Source organism: Streptomyces sp. NPDC047000, from assembly GCF_040644295.1.
Classification (GTDB): domain Bacteria; phylum Actinomycetota; class Actinomycetes; order Streptomycetales; family Streptomycetaceae; genus Streptomyces.
Map to the genome: position 1 here is coordinate 1 of NZ_JBEYWE010000032.1, position 14,536 is coordinate 14,536.

The 14,536-nt window shown below is 74.3% G+C and carries 7 protein-coding genes; all 7 read right to left on the reverse strand.

Annotated elements, in window-relative coordinates:
- Positions 1–150: 150 nt before the first annotated feature.
- Positions 151–1,425 carry an MFS transporter gene (locus ABZ862_RS33025; RefSeq protein WP_360966392.1) on the reverse strand — a complete coding sequence of 425 codons (1,275 nt, stop codon included), beginning with the start codon at positions 1,423–1,425 and terminating at the stop codon, positions 151–153.
- Entirely contained in the window at positions 1,422–4,787 is a 3,366-nt protein-coding gene (locus ABZ862_RS33030) for an amino acid adenylation domain-containing protein (protein ID WP_360966395.1), read from the reverse strand. The genes ABZ862_RS33025 and ABZ862_RS33030 overlap by 4 nt, the downstream gene beginning before the upstream one ends.
- Positions 4,788–5,011: 224 nt before the next feature.
- On the reverse strand, positions 5,012–6,694 hold the full coding sequence (locus ABZ862_RS33035) for a PhpK family radical SAM P-methyltransferase (RefSeq protein ID WP_360966398.1): 1,683 nt from the start codon (positions 6,692–6,694) through the stop codon (positions 5,012–5,014).
- A 49-nt stretch (positions 6,695–6,743) separates the two neighbouring features.
- Complete coding sequence (locus ABZ862_RS33040) at positions 6,744–8,555, reverse strand: non-ribosomal peptide synthetase (protein ID WP_360966401.1); 1,812 nt, start codon at positions 8,553–8,555, stop codon at positions 6,744–6,746.
- Positions 8,556–8,626: 71 nt separating this feature from the next.
- Complete coding sequence (locus ABZ862_RS33045) at positions 8,627–9,373, reverse strand: alpha/beta fold hydrolase (RefSeq protein WP_360966404.1); 747 nt, start codon at positions 9,371–9,373, stop codon at positions 8,627–8,629.
- A 37-nt stretch (positions 9,374–9,410) separates the two neighbouring features.
- Entirely contained in the window at positions 9,411–13,289 is a 3,879-nt protein-coding gene (locus tag ABZ862_RS33050; protein WP_360966407.1) for a condensation domain-containing protein, read from the reverse strand.
- The gene (gene vioD / locus ABZ862_RS33055) at positions 13,289–14,410 is read right to left on the reverse strand and encodes a capreomycidine synthase (protein WP_360966410.1); all 1,122 of its coding nucleotides are present in this window, start codon (positions 14,408–14,410) and stop codon (positions 13,289–13,291) included. The genes ABZ862_RS33050 and vioD overlap by 1 nt, the downstream gene beginning before the upstream one ends.
- Positions 14,411–14,536: the final 126 nt, after the last annotated feature.

Sequence of the window (14,536 nt, forward strand, 5' to 3'; positions counted from 1 at the left end):
CCTCGTCCGGGATCACCAGCGGTCTGTGCAGGGTGAGTTCGGCGACGTGGCCGCAGCCGGTGCGGTCGCCGGCGTGGACCGCCAGGTCCAGGTACCCCGAGGGGGCGGGCCACCGGCTCCGTCGTTCCGGGACCCTGTCACCGCACGGCGTCACCGCGAGGCCGCGGCGAGGGCCGCTGACACCCGCGCGGGCCGCAGCAGCACCGCGCCGGCCAGCGCGACGACCGCCGTCGCGGGACCCAGCAGCAGCATGTGGCGGACGCTCACCACGGCCAGGAGGCCGCCGGCCAGCGAGTAGCCGATGCTCTGCGCGGCGACGAGCACACTGAAGCCCTCCGGCATCCGGGAGTGCGGGATCACATAGCCGGGCGCCTCCGTCATCACGGAGTTCAGCGGCGCGGCGCACGACCCCAGCAGGGCGAATCCCGTGACCAGTCCCCACCACCCCGGGACGGTCGCGATCACCAGGGTGGCCGCCGTCATCGTGAGCAGCAGCGCGACGGCGCGCACCGTGAGCCCGACGCCGATCCGGGTCGCGTACCAGGCGTAGCAGAGGCCCGCCAGGGCGCTGACCGCGCCGAGCACACCGGTGAGGACCGCGGCCTCGCCCGCTCCGCCGCCGTCGAGCGCCACCCTGGGCAGCGCGCCCACCTCGGCGGTTCCCAGGAAGTGACCGAAGGCCATCGTGACCAGGGCCCAGAACAGGAAGGCGGGGTTGCGCCAGAGGCCGGCGGAGTCCGGTACGTCGGGTGCGATCCCGTCGTCCTCGCCGGTGCCGGCCGCGGCCTCCTCCGGTTCGCTCTCCCGCACCGGTTTCGGCCGGGGCCACAGCAGCAGCGCGTTCGCCAGCATCGCCGCGCCCATGGCGGCCAGGGCGTAGGCGGGGCCGAGGAGGGCGCAGAGCACCACCACGAAGGGTGCCCCGACGACGACGAGTTCGACGAGGACCGCGTCCAGTGAGAGTGCCGAGCCGATGAGCCGCCGCGGGACGGTGGTGCGCAGCAGGGTGCGGATGGCGCCGCCGACGCCGAACGTGGCCATGTTGCCGACGAGGGACAGGACGAACAGGGCCCAGACCGGGGCGTGGGTGACGAAGCCGGCGGCCACGGCGAGCCGGGCCGACCCGCCCACCGCCAGGGTGCGCGGGGTCCAGCGTTCGCGGCCCAGTCTCTCCAGCAGCCGGCTGAACAGCGGCGCGGCCAGGATGCAGGGCAGGGTGGCGACGCCGGCCAGCAGCCCGCCCGCGGCGGGACTGCCCAGGTAGTGCGTGCTGGCCAGGGTCAGCGCGATCGGTCCCATGATGGGCGGGAGCCGGTGCAGCATGGTGGCCGTCACCCACCGCCAGTACGCGGTGTTGCGGACCAGTTCGGCCACGGGGCGGTCCCGGGCCGGGCGGTCCGGTGCGGCGGTCGCCTCGGATGTCATCGTTTCTCCACGGTGGTGCCGGGGGGTGTGGGGTGTGCGCCGCCGTCCCCGGGGGCCGCCGCCTTGCCGACGGGCCGGTCCGGATCGGCGGTGTACCGCGTGAGCAGCCGTTCGTAGGCGCCGGCCAGGTCCTGCGCGGTGCCGGCGTCGAACAGGCCCGTACGGTAGGTGAGTCCGACCTCCAGCCGGTCGCCGTGGTCCTCGACCACGCAGACCAGCTCGAACTTGGCACAGCCGGTCGGCAGGATGACGTTCTGGTCGAGGGTCAGGCCCGGGAAGGTGCGCTCCAGCGCCTTCTCGTCCTCGAGGGCGAACAGTACTTGGAAGTAGGGGCTGCGGCCGGGGTGCCGGCGCGGGCCCAGTTTCTCCACCAACTGGTCGAAGGGCAGCGCCTGGTGCTCGTACGCGCCGAGGCAGGTGTCCCGTACCCGGGCCAGCAGGTCGCGGAAGGGGACGCCCGGCACGACCTGCCGGCGCAGGACGACGGTGTTGTTGACGCAGCCGATCAGCCGGTCGGTACCGGGGCCGCCGCGGTTGGCGACCGGTGTGCCGACGCACAGGTCCGTACTGCCCGACCGCAGGTGCAGCAGTACGTAGAAGCAGGCCAGCAGCACCATGAACGGGGTGACGCCCTCACGTCTGGCCAGGGCGTGCACGGCGTCCCGCAGCTCCGCGGGCAGGTCCACGGCCAGCCGGCCGCCCCGGTGGTCGGCGGTCTCGGTGGCCGGGCGGTCGAAGCCGAGGTCCAGCGGTTCCGGTTCCGGATCGGCCAGTTGTTCCCGCCAGTAGCCCGTCAGCCGGTCGAGGTTCTCGCCCCGCAGATGGCTGCGCTGCCACAGTGCGTAGTCGCCGTACTGGAGGGACGGCGCGGGCAGGTCCGGTTCGCTGCCGGTGCGGAACGCCGTGTAGCAGGCGGCGAGTTCGTCCATGAAGACATCGACGGAGACGAAGTCGACGATGAGGTGGTGGGCGGTGAACACGGCGATGTGCTCGGTCTCGGACAGGGACAGGACCAGTACCCGCAGCAGGGGCGGCGCGGCCGGGTCGACCGGTTCGCGGATCTCCGCCTCGCGCAGGGCCGTCACGTCCTGCGGGCGGCCCGTGACATCGGCGTACCGCACCGGGATGTCCGCGTCCGGGGCGACGAACTGGACGGGGTTCCCGGCGAGCAGACCGAAGGAGGTCCGCAGCGACTCGTGCCGGCGCCCGATCTCCCCGATCGCGCGGTCGAAGGCGTCGCGGTCCAGGCGCCCGGTCAGCCGGCACTGCCAGGCTTCGTTGTAGAGCGGGATGCCCGGGGTGAGCTTGCTGAGGACGTACAGGCCCTGCTGGGAGGGCGAGATCGGCGCGGCGCGGCGGCCCCCGGCGTACCGGGCCAGGGATGCCTCGACGGCCGCGCGTTTGCGCGACCACTGGGCCAGTTCCCGGGTCTCGACCGCGCCGGCGATCCGGGCGGCCTCCGACGCGAGCCGTCCGTCGGTCCTCCTGCCGTCGACGAGCGCGGCGAGCTGGGCGACGGTCCGGGAGGCCAGCAGGTCGTTCGGCAGGATGTCCAGGCCGAGTTCGCGGTGCAGACGCGCCGCGATCTTCACCGCCTGGAGGGAGTTGCCGCCGAGTGCCAGGAACTCGTCCTCCGGGCCGACGTGTCCGAGCTTGAGGACCGACCGCCAGACGGCGGCGAGGTCCGCCTCCGTGCCGGGCCGCAGCGGACGTCCGGCGGCCGCGCCGCCCGGTGCGTCGGCCGCGCCGGACGGCAGCGCCGCGAAGTCGACCTTGCCGTGCGCGGTCAGCGGGATCGCGTCCAGCACGGTGACCGTGGACGGCACCATGTACGGCGGCAGCAACCCGGCCAGATAGGCGTGCAGTTGCCTGCCGCGAGGGTCGTCCGGCCGGGCCGGGTCCTCACCGGCCGCCGGTGTGACGTGGGCGCGCAGGACGGCGTTCTCACTGCCGTCGTCCCGCCGTTCCACGGTGACCAGGGCCTGGCGTACGGCGGGATGCTGCTGGAGGACGGACTCGATCTCGCCCGGCTCGACCCGGAACCCGCGGATCTTCACCTGGTTGTCGGTGCGGCCGAGGAACTCCAGCTGGCCGTCGGGGAGAAGGCGCGCCAGGTCCCCGGTCCGGTACATGCGCCCGCCCGCGCGGCCGTGCGGATCGGGCAGGAACCGGGCCGCGGTCTCGCCGGGCGAGCGGTGGTACCCGCGGGCCAGGGCCTGTCCGGCGACGAACACCTCACCGGCCTCGCCGCCGGCCACGGGCAGCAGATCGCCGTCCAGGAGGCGTACGGCGGTGTTGTCGATGGCCGTGCCGATCGGCAGCGTCCCGTCCGCGCGGGGCGCGGTGCGGCCGGAGTGGTGATAGGTGGCGGTGGCGGTCGATTCGGTGGGGCCGTAGACGTGGACGAGCGGGACGCCGGACTCCCGCCAGGACAGCACCCGGTCGGGCCGGACGCGGTCGCCGCCCATCACCACGAACCGTACCGATGCCGGCAACCGCAGCCCGGACTCGGCGAGTTCGTCGCCCAGCTGGTGCCAGTAGGCGGTGGTGATCTCGAACCCGGTGACGGAGTAGCGTTCCAGGACCCGCAGGAAGTGGCCGACGGTCGGCAGCGCGCGCCGGTAACCGGCCATGAGCAGGGTCGCTCCGCCGAGCAGCGGGGGGAAGATCTCCTCCAGGGCCGCCGAGAAGCTGACGGAGGCGAGCTGGAGGAACCGGTCACCGGGGCCGAGGCCGAAGGTGCCGGCCGCGGCCCGGGCGAGGTTGGTCAGTCCGCGGTGCGTGATCAGGACGCCCTTGGGCGTGCCCGTGGAACCCGAGGTGTAGATGACAGCGGCGATGCCGTCCGGGCTCACCACGGTCGGCGGTGGCGTCACGGGCAGTCCGGCGAGCTGGGTGAACGCCTCGTCGAGCAGCAGCGGCGCGGTGCCGGCCGGCGGGATCCGGCCGGCCGTCTCGGGCTGGGCGACGACGACGTCGGCGCCGGAGTGCTCCAGCAGGTGGCTCAGCCGTGCGGCCGGGTACTCCGGGTCGAGCGGCACGAAGGCCGCGCCCGCCTTCATGATGCCCAGCAGGGCCACCGCGAGCCGCGCGGACGGCTCGGCACAGACACCGACCCGGGTCTCGGTGCCCACGCCCATGCCGATCAGCCGGTGAGCCAACTGGTTGGCGAGGGAGTCGAGTTCGGCGTACGTCAGTTGCCCGGCGCGGTCCTCGGGAAGGTCCGGGTCCGTCACCGGGACGACGGCGACGGCCCCGGGGTGCTCGCGGGCCCGCCGGGCGAAGACGTCGTGCACGCCGGCGCTCTGGCCGGACATGGTCGGGGACACCCCCGGCGTGAGCAGGTCTTGGGGCGCGGTCATGGGGTTCCGTCCTTGTGGTCTGACGCTTGCGGACTGACGTGGGCGGGGCGGGGTGGGATGAGGGTGGGGGTGGGCGCGGGGGCGCGTCGCGGCGTTCGGACACGGCGCGCCCCCGGGACTTCCGGGCCGGGTGGGCCCGTCGGGGGACCGGGCGGGGTGGGCCCGTGGGACGTGGGGCGGGGTCGGCCCGTGCGGGGATCAGTGCGGGGGCGGGCCCGGGGCGTTCAGGACCGGAGGGCGAGGGCGGGCACGGGCTCCCGGCCGGCCGGCGGGCGGAACTTCCCCGTGATCTGCGGCGCGTTGTCGAACACGTGGTACATCCGGTCGATGAGTTCCGGCGCCGGGCCGGTGTCCGTGCGGTCGTTGAACTCCATGATCTGCCGGGCCAGCTTGTGGAACTCGATGATGTCCGGCATCTCCAGGCCCTTGCCCAGCAGATAGGGCAGCGCCCAGAAGTCGAAGTTGTAGCCCGGCATCCACAGCGAGTTGGTCACCTGGTCGAACAGGGCGTGGCAGGCGTCCACGGCGCCGTCGATGTCCATCGTGTTGTGCCGCCAGTCGTACTCCCGGCCGGTCAGGCCGAATTCGGCCGCCTGCTTCTGCACCGGTGCGCGGTGGTTGTACCACCACGGTTCCGTCCGCCAGAACGTCGGGCCGACCTCGTTGATGAAGTCGATGGTGTTCTGGACGGTCTTCTCCGTCTCGCCCGGGAACCCGGAGATGAAGGAGGCGAAGGTGTCGATGCCGCGCGCGTGCAGCCGCTCGATGCCGACCCGGTAGCGGTCCAGCGTGGCCACCTTCGACATGTTGCGCAGGATGCCGTCGTCGCCGGCCTCGATGCCGAGGAAGACCGCGCGGCACTTGCTCTCCGCCATCAGGTTGTACGTCTCCTCGTCGCGGGCGGTGCCCGCGCGGAAGAAGGAGTACCACTGGAACCCGAAGTCGTTGCGCGCCATCATCCGGCACAGTTCCTTGAACCGGGGTCCGGGCACGTTGAAGGTGTCGTCGATGAACACCATCTGCTTGACGCCCATCCGGTCGAGCTGCCGCAGCTCGTGCTCCACGGTCTCCACACTGGCGAGGGTCAGCGCCCCCGCGCGGATCGGGTAGTCGCAGAAGCTGCACTTGAAGGCGCAGCTGCGGGCGGTGCGGGTGTGGACGGTCGGTCCGAGGCCGCCGCCGAACAGCGACCAGTCGACGGCGCACTCGTCGAGGACGTTGGCCTCGGCCTGGATGCGGGTGAGTCTGAAGTCGCCGGAGCCGGTGGGCAGCAGGAGGTTCGGCACGTCCTTGAGGTCGCCGCCCTCGCGCAGCGCCGCGGCGACCTGGGCGAGGGTCCACTCGCCCTGGGACTCGTTGATGTAGACGTCGGCGTCCATCCAGGACAGGACCTCCGACAGCTCCTCCCGTTCGAGGTCCTTGAGGAGATTGCCCACCAGGGGACCGCCGACCACGATGGTCGTCCCGGGCAGCACCTCGCGGATGAAGCGGGTGATCTCCACGACCGGGTTGGGGATGATGTAGTAGGTCGTGGTGATCGCCACCACGCGCGGGCGGCGGGTCAGCAGGATGTCCCGGATACGGTCCTGCTCGCAGCCGAAGAGACTGCTGCACTCCGCCGAGAAGCCGTGCCTGATCAGGAAGCTGGCCAGGTAGTGGGCGGCCAGGTTGGGCGTCTCGCTGCCGTGGATGTAGACGTCCGGGGTCATCTTGCCCGCCCGGTGCAGCACCTTGTTCATGACGTCCATGTAGGGGAGCCGTTCGCCGTCGAACAGCAGGTGGTCGCGCATGAACATGAGGCGCTCGGGATCGCGCGGGCCGCGGTTGCTGACCCGGTTCCACTGCTGGGAGAACGGCACGTCGTTGTAGCCGATGATCAGGCAGTCCAGGTCGGATGAGGTGGCCATGGCTGTGCTCCGGTCTGTTCGGGAGGACGGACGACGGGAGGGGGGTCGGTCAGCGGGCGGGCCCGCCGTCCCGGGTCAGCGCCAGCAGCCCGGCCGAGAACGTCTCGACCGTGGGCCGCAGCAGCAGGACGTCGAGCGGGACCTTGCGGCCGAGGGCGTCCTGCACGGCACCCATCACCTGGACCGCGCGGAAGGAGTCCCCGCCGATGTCGAAGAAGTCCTCGTCCCGGGCGAGGCGGGGCACGCCCAGCACCGTGCGCCAGATCCCGGTCACCAGGTCCTCCATACCGCCGGCGGTGGACAGGTCGGCCGGTGCCGGGACCGGGGCGGACGGGGCGGGGCGTTCGGCCAGGGCCCGCTCGGACAGCGCCTCCCGGTCGAGCTTGCCGTTCCGCGTCAGGGGCAGGACGTCGAGGACGGCGACGGCGGACGGCAGCATGGCCTGCGGGAGCCACTCCCGCAGCCGTTCGCGCACCTGGGCGGGCAGCGCCGCGGGATCGGCGTCCGGTTCCGGTACGACGAAGGCGTACAGCCGCTTGTCGCTCCCGTCGCCCGCCGCGACCACCGCCGCCTGGCGCACCCCGGGACAGCGCAGGGCCGTCGCCTCGATCTCGCCGGTCTCCACCCGTACCCCGCGGATCTTGACCTGGTGGTCGATCCGGCCCAGGAACTCCAGCGCGCCGTCCGGGTGCCGGCGCGCCAGGTCCCCGGTGCGGTACAGCCGGCCCTCGGCGCCGGGTACGCCGGTGACGAAGCGTTCCGCCGTCAGCTCCGGGCGGCCGAGGTACCCGTCGGCCACGCCCACGCCGCCGATGTACACCTCGCCCGGCTGCCCCTCAGGCACCGGGACGCGGTGCTCGTCGAGCAGGAGCACGGTCGCGCCGGGCACCTCGGGGCCGATGAGCACCAGGTCGGGGTCGGGATCGCGCGGGCAGGTCCACGCGGTGGCGAAGACCGTGCACTCGCTGGGCCCGTAGATGTTGGTCAGCGACGCGGTGGAGCGGGCGTGGAAACGCCGGACCAGGTCCGGGTGGAGGGCCTCGCCGCCCGCGATGACGTACCGGAGTCCGTCGTAGCGTTCGGCGGGGTCGCGGCTCAGGAGGAACAGCTCCAGCAGCGACGGGACGCAGCAGAACGTGGTGACCCCGGCGTCACGGATCAGCCCGGCGAGGTGGGCCGCGTCGCGCTGCCGCCCCGGCTCGGCGATCACCACGGCCGCGCCGACCAGCAGCGGCCAGTACAGCTCGGCGAGGTAGAGGTCGAAGGTGCAGGTCGTGTGGTGCAGCACGCGGTCGCCCGGGCCCATCGGGTGGCCGCTCTGGAAGGCGTCCATCCGGGAGGCCACGGCGGCATGGCTGATGACGGAGGCCTTGGGACGGCCGGTGGATCCCGAGGTGAACAGCACGACGGCGGGCGCGTCGGGTGTGCCGTCCGGCCGCCACGGCGCGGCGGCGGCCGGGCGGTGGGCGCCGGCGGTCAGGACCGGTACCGGCGCGGCGAGCCGGGCCGCGCCCTCCTCGGTGGTGACGACGAGACGCGGGGCGCAGTCCTCGATCTCGTGGCGGGTCCGCTCGGGCGGGTCGCCGGGGTCGAAGGCGACGTGGGCCGCGCCGGCGAACACCACGGCGAGCACGGACACCACGAACTCGACCGACCGCGGCTGGTAGACCGCGACCAGGTCGCCCGCGCCCACCCCCCGCTCGCGCAGTGCCCCGGCCAGCTCCAGCACGCGCTCCCTGAGCCGGCCCGCCGTGACGACGTCGTCGCCCCGCACCAGCGCGGGCAGATCGGGTTCACGCTCCCACTGCCGCAGGAGGCGGAGGTCGAGCCGCCCCTCGGCCGCTGCCTCGGTCGCATCCATCACCGTGCACCTTTCTCGTCGTGTGGCGTCGTACGGCGCCGTGGGCGCCGCTCCGCGGTGTGCGGCCGGGCTCACCGGAAGTGGTCCAGGTTCTTCGCGATCGTCCCGGCCAGTTCCGCCGGGCGTTCGACCAGCAGCATGTGTCCGCCCGGGACACGGGCCTGCCGGGTCCGCTCGGCGAAGGGCTCCCAGCCGGCCACCCGTTCGGGCGGGCACAGCGGGTCGTCGTGGCCGGAGACCACCAGCAGGGGAGCGGTGAGCACCGGGTCGGGCCCGCTGCGGTGGTCCTGCACGGCCCGCATGTCCGCGACGATGAGCGGCAGATAGGTGCGGGCCATGTCCTCCTCGGCGACGTGCTCCGGGACGTAGCCGAAGCCGCGTACCGCGGCCATGAGTTCCTCCGGGTCGTCGCCGTCGGGCAGCAGCCGCGTGGTGTGCGGCGGACGGTCCACCGACCAGTAGGAGACGGCGACGAGTCCGGCCACCAGACCCGGGTCGGTGGCCTGGAGCAGGCGCGCCGCCTCCAGGGCGACGACCGCGCCGGCGCACACCCCGACGACCAGCAGCGGCGCCGTGCCGGGCAGGGCGCGGGCGGTGGCCGCCACGTCGGCGGCGAGCGAGGCCAGGTCGCCGACCGGTTCACGGACCCGGGACTCGCGGCCCGGCAGCCGGGCCGTCGCCAGGAGCCAGTCTGGCGGCAGATGCGGGCTCAGGACACGGCCGTTGGACGCTCCGGCCCCGGAGTGCGGGACCAGCAGGACGCGCCAGGACGCCTTGTCCGGGTCGGTGCCGGTCAGAACGTAGGGCTTGCCTGCCACGGTGGCTGCCTCCGGTCGATGGGGTCGTGCGCCCGGCTCACCGGGTCGCTCCGTCGAAGCGGTCCGCGCGGTCGAGGTGCTCCGCCAGCCGCGGGCCGATGTGCGCGAGGATCTCCGGCCGGGTCATCTCCTCGTGGGTGCAGTCCGCCACGTGCCGCACCAGCGTGCCGCCGACGTAGGGCAGCCACAGGTCGGGCACGAAGGCCCCGCCGTCGCGCCGGTCGGCGGCGGCGACGTGCACCAGGTCGCCGTCGTAGCGCCGCGGGACGTGCCGGCGTGCTCCCCGGGCCACGGCCGTGTAGACGTCGGTGAGCCGGGACCGCAGTTCCTCGCCGACCTCCAGGCCGGCCGTCTCCAGCCGGAGGTCGGCCAGTTCCTCCTCCCGGCCGGGCAGGGCCGCGGCGCGGCCGGCCAGCGGGTAGCCGTCGAGGACCGCCACCACGCCGACCGGTTCGCCCTGTTCGCGCAGCCGGACGGCGGCGGCGTGGGCGATGAGGCCGCCCGAGGACCAGCCGACGAGGTGGTACGGGCCGTGCGGCGCGACCTTGCGGATGTGCCGCAGATAGATGTCGGCCGTCTCCTCGACGGTCTCCGGGACGGCCGCCGCGCCCTCGGCCAGGCCGGGCGACTGGAGCGCGTACACCGGGTGCCGGGGATGCAGATGGCGGACCAGACCGGCGAACGACCAGCCGAGGCCCATCCCGGGATGGACACAGAACACGGGGGTGCCGTCGCCGGTGGGCCGCAGCGGCAGGACGACGTCGAGGTCGTCCCCGCCGGACCGCTCGTCGGTGTGTCCCAGCGCGCGGGCCAGTTCCGCCACCGTCGGCGCCTCGAACAGCGTCCGCAGCCCCATCTCGACGCCGAGGGCGTCGCTCACCCGGGCGATCAGCCGGGCGGCCAGCATGGAGTGGCCGCCGATGTCGAAGAAGTCGTCGTCGAGGGCGACCGACGGCACACCGAGGACGTCGGCGAACAGCTCGCGCAGCACGGCTTCGCGGGCCGTCCCGGGTTCCCGCCCGGCACCTCCCGCGGGGCCGGGCACGGGGAGGGCGGCACGGTGGAGGCGGCCGTCCGGCGCGGTGGGCAGCCGGTCGGTCACCAGGACCGCGGCGGGCACCATATGGGCGGCGAGGCGGTCCGCCACGTACCGGCGCAGCCGCTGCGGGTCCGGCACCACGCCCCAGGCCGCCACCACATGCGCCACCGGGCGGGGCCCGTCGGCGGTGCCGGGCACGGACACCGCCACGCGGGCCACGTCCGGGTGGGCCGACAGCACGGCCTCGACGGCACCGGGTTCCAGGGGCAGCCCGCGCACCGGGACCCGGTGGCCGGCGCGGCCGAGCACGACGACCCGTCCCTCGTCGTCCAGACGGGCGAGGTCACCGGTGCGGAACATCCGTGCCCCGGGCGGCCCGTACGGGTCCGGGAGGAACCGTGCCGCGGTGCGGGCGGGGCCGTGGTGGTAGCCCCGGGCCAGGCCCGCGCCGCCGATGTACAGCTCGCCGTGGGCGCCCGGCGGCAGCCTGCGCAGGTCCGCGTCGAGCACCCGGGCGTGGACGCCCGGGACGGCGCCGCCCGGGAGCCGGCCGGCCGGGTCCGCCCGGCCGGCGGCGACGAGCGAGAGGACGGAGGTCTCGGTCGGGCCGTACCCCGCGGTCACCGGGCGGCCGTCGTCCCCGCCGAACAGGGCGTCTTCCCTGAGCGCGAGGGCCCGCTCGCCGGTTTTTGGACCGGTCGCGGTGAGGAGGCCGCCGCCGGGCGTGTCACCGGGCCGCGGCACCAGCCGGGCGCCGGCGGTCAGCGCCGTGAAGGTCTCGAACAGGGCGAGGGCGGTGCCCGGGGCGCCGTGCCCCGCGACCGTGTCGTCCCGGGTGACGGACAGCGCGGCGGCCGCGTGGCGGAACGCGTTCGCGAGGCCGGCGTGCGTGAGCAGGACACCGCGCGGCGGCCCGTCGTCCGAGCCGGTGTACAGCAGGAAGGCGGCCCCGCCGACCGGGACCCGGCCGGGGAGCGCGGCGCCCACGAGATCCTCGTCGACGCCGAGGGCGTCGAGGTCGTCGAGGGCGAGGACGGCCGCGCCGTCCCGCAGCGCGCGGGGTGCCGTCCGGCCGGTGATCACCAGCGCGGGACGCGCGTCGGCCAGTACGGCGGCGAGCGAGTCCGGGGACGCCCCGGGATCGAGCGGCAGGCACACCCCGCCCGCCCTGAGGACCGCCAGCACGGCCCGCACCTGGTCCGGCGACGCCGGCAGCGCCACGGCCACGACCGTCTCCGGGGCGACGCCGTGCGCGGCCAGCCGGCGCGCCAGCCGCTCGGCGCCGGTGTCGAGGTCCCGGTAGGACACCTCACGTCCGCCGTCCGAGACGGCCGGGGCCAGGGGCGTCGCCGCCGCCTGCCGGTGGACCAGGTCGTGCGGACAGGCCGGAGCGGGCGGTTGCGCCGGCCGCGCGGCGAACAGCGCGTGCTCGTGCGGGAGCAGCATGTCCAGCTCGCCCACGGGAGCGTCGGGCCGCGCCACGACGCTCTCCAGGAGCCGCCGGTAGTGCGCCACCAGCCGGGCGACGCCCGCCGCGTCGAAGAGGTCCGTGGCGTACTCCACGGTCACGTCGATGGTGCCGTCACGCTCGACGGCCGACACGTTCAGGTCGAACTTCGAGCGGCCGAGCTCGATGGGCAGGAGCTGTCCCGTCGTCAGCCCGGTGAACTGCGTCCGCCGCTGCCACTCGTCCTCGTCGTGCGACTCGAACACGACCTGGACGAGCGGGTTGTGGCTGAGCCCGCGGTGCGGCGCCAGCTCCTCCACCAGCCGGTCGAACGGCAGCGCCTGGTGGTCGTAGGCGGACAGGAACGTGGACCGGGTACGGCGCAGGTGCTCCCGGAAGCCCGGGTCGCCGGACAGGTCGGCGCGCAGCACCAGCGTGTTGACGAAGTAGCCGACCATCTGCTCGAACTCGCCGCGGACCCGGCCGTGCACGACGGTCCCCACACTGAGGTCCCGCTGGCCGCTGTAGCGGGACAGCACCACCTGGAAGGCGGCCAGCAGGACCGTGTACAGGGTGCAGCGCTCGCCGCGGGCCAGCGCGCGCAGCCCTTCGGCCAGTCGGGCCGGGAGGACGGCGGTGTACTCGGCCCCAGCGTGCGACTGCTCGGCGGGCCGGGGCCGCAGGGCGGGCAGGGCGAGCAGCCCCGGCGCGCCCTCCAGCTCCCCGCGCCAGTGGCCGATCAGCCGGTCCAGCCGGTCACCGGTGAGGTGACGGCGCTGCCAGCGGGCGAAGTCCGGGTACTGGGGCGGCGGCGGGGTGCGCGGCGGCGTCCCGCCCGCGACGAGCGCGTTGTAGACCCCGGAGAGGTCGCGCAGGGCCACGTCCACCGAGACGGCGTCGAAGACGATGTGGTGGACGACCATCGTGAGGAGGTGTTCCTCGTCGGCCAGGCGGATCAGCCGGAAGCGGGCCAGCGGGCCCTTCCGGAGGTCGAAGGGGGCGACCTCGGCGGCGCAGATCGCGTCCGTGCGCCGCTCCCGTTCCCCGTCCTCCAGCGCGCGCAGGTCGTCCACGGGCACGGGCACGGGGACGCCGGACCGGGGCTGCACGACCTGGAGCGGCCGGCCGTCCTCGTCGGTGAACGTGGTGCGCAGGGCGGCGTGCCGGGCGACGAGCGTGTCCACCGCCGTGGCCAGCGCGCCGGTGTCCAGACGGCCGGTCAGCCGCAGCCGCCAGCCGATCGTGTAGAGGCGGTCGCCGGGGGAGATCCGGTCGATGAGCCACAGCCCCTGCTGGGTCACCGAGGTCTCACAGGTCCGCGGGCCGCCGTCCGGCTCGCGCAGCGTCCGTCCCGCCAGCGTCCGTTCCACCAGAGCCCTTTGCTCCGGCGGCAGTTCGCTCAGGCGCGCGAGGATCTCGGAGACCTCCATCAGCACGCCACCCGCCGTTCGGCGAGCGCCTTGCGCAGGCGGGTCAGCCCCTCGGCGAACCGGTCCTCGGCGCCGCCGAAGCCCAGCCGCACCCGGTCGAGGTGGCCGAAGCCGGAGCCGGGGACCAGCAGGACGTCGTGGCGGCGGCCCAGCTCCCGGCAGAGGTCCTCGGTGTCGGCGACACCCGGGAAGGCGGGGAAGGCCGTGACACCGCCCCACGGCCGGGTCCACGACACCAGGTCGGCGTTGTCCCCGGCCCATTCCTCCAGCCGTTCGAGGTTGCGCGACGCCTGCGCGCGACGGTCGGCCAGCAGGACGTCGGCACCGTCGAGGGCGCGCGCGGCGAGATGTTCGGTGAGCGGCGACACACAGATGGTCAGGGCGTCGCGCAGGGGCACCAGACGCGCCAGGATCTCCGGCGCCGCCAGGCACCAGCCGACGCGGGTGCCCGGGAGCCCGTACGCCTTCGACATGGTGCCGAGGCCGACACAGCGGTCGTGGAGCGTCGAGGGGTCCGGCAACGGCTCGTGCCCGTGGACCAGTTCGGCGAACGCGGCGTCCCACACCAGGTGCAGGTCATGGCCGTCCACGAGGGCGAGCAGCTCGTCGAACTGCTCACGGGTGAGGTGGGCGCCGGTGGGGTTGTGCGGGAAGTTCGCGACGATCATGCGGGTGCGCGGGGTCACCAGGGCGCGCAGTTCGCCGATGTCGGGCCGGAAGCCGGTCTCGGGACGCAGCCGCCACGGCACCAGCCGGCAGCCGATCGCCTCGGCGACGGACGTCAGCGAGTGGTAGGCCGGGTCCACCACGACGACCTCGTCGCCGGCGGACAGCAGCGCGTTCATCACCACGAAGATCGCCTCGGTGGAACCGTGCGTGGCCATCACCCGGTCCGTGTCGCCCGCCGCGAACCGGTCGGCGATCGCCCGGCGCAGGGCGGGGCCGCCGTAGGAGGGACTGTCGTCCAGCGCGATGCCGTCCAGCTCCTCGGCGGTGATGCCCAGCAGCCTCCGCAGCTCGCCGAGGGACCAGCACTGCACGCCGCTGCTGCCCAGGTCGATCGCGGTGTCGAAGTAGAAGTCACGCATCCAGTCCTCCAAGGCGGCGCGTGGCAGATGCATGGCGTGCTCCTGATTCATGAGGGGGACCGGCTCCCCGGCGCTCCCGTGACGGGTCCTGAGCGGACGCGGGGCGGACACCGGGCGGATACCGGGTGGGGCGAAGGCGGGCGCGGGCGGGGTCAAGGC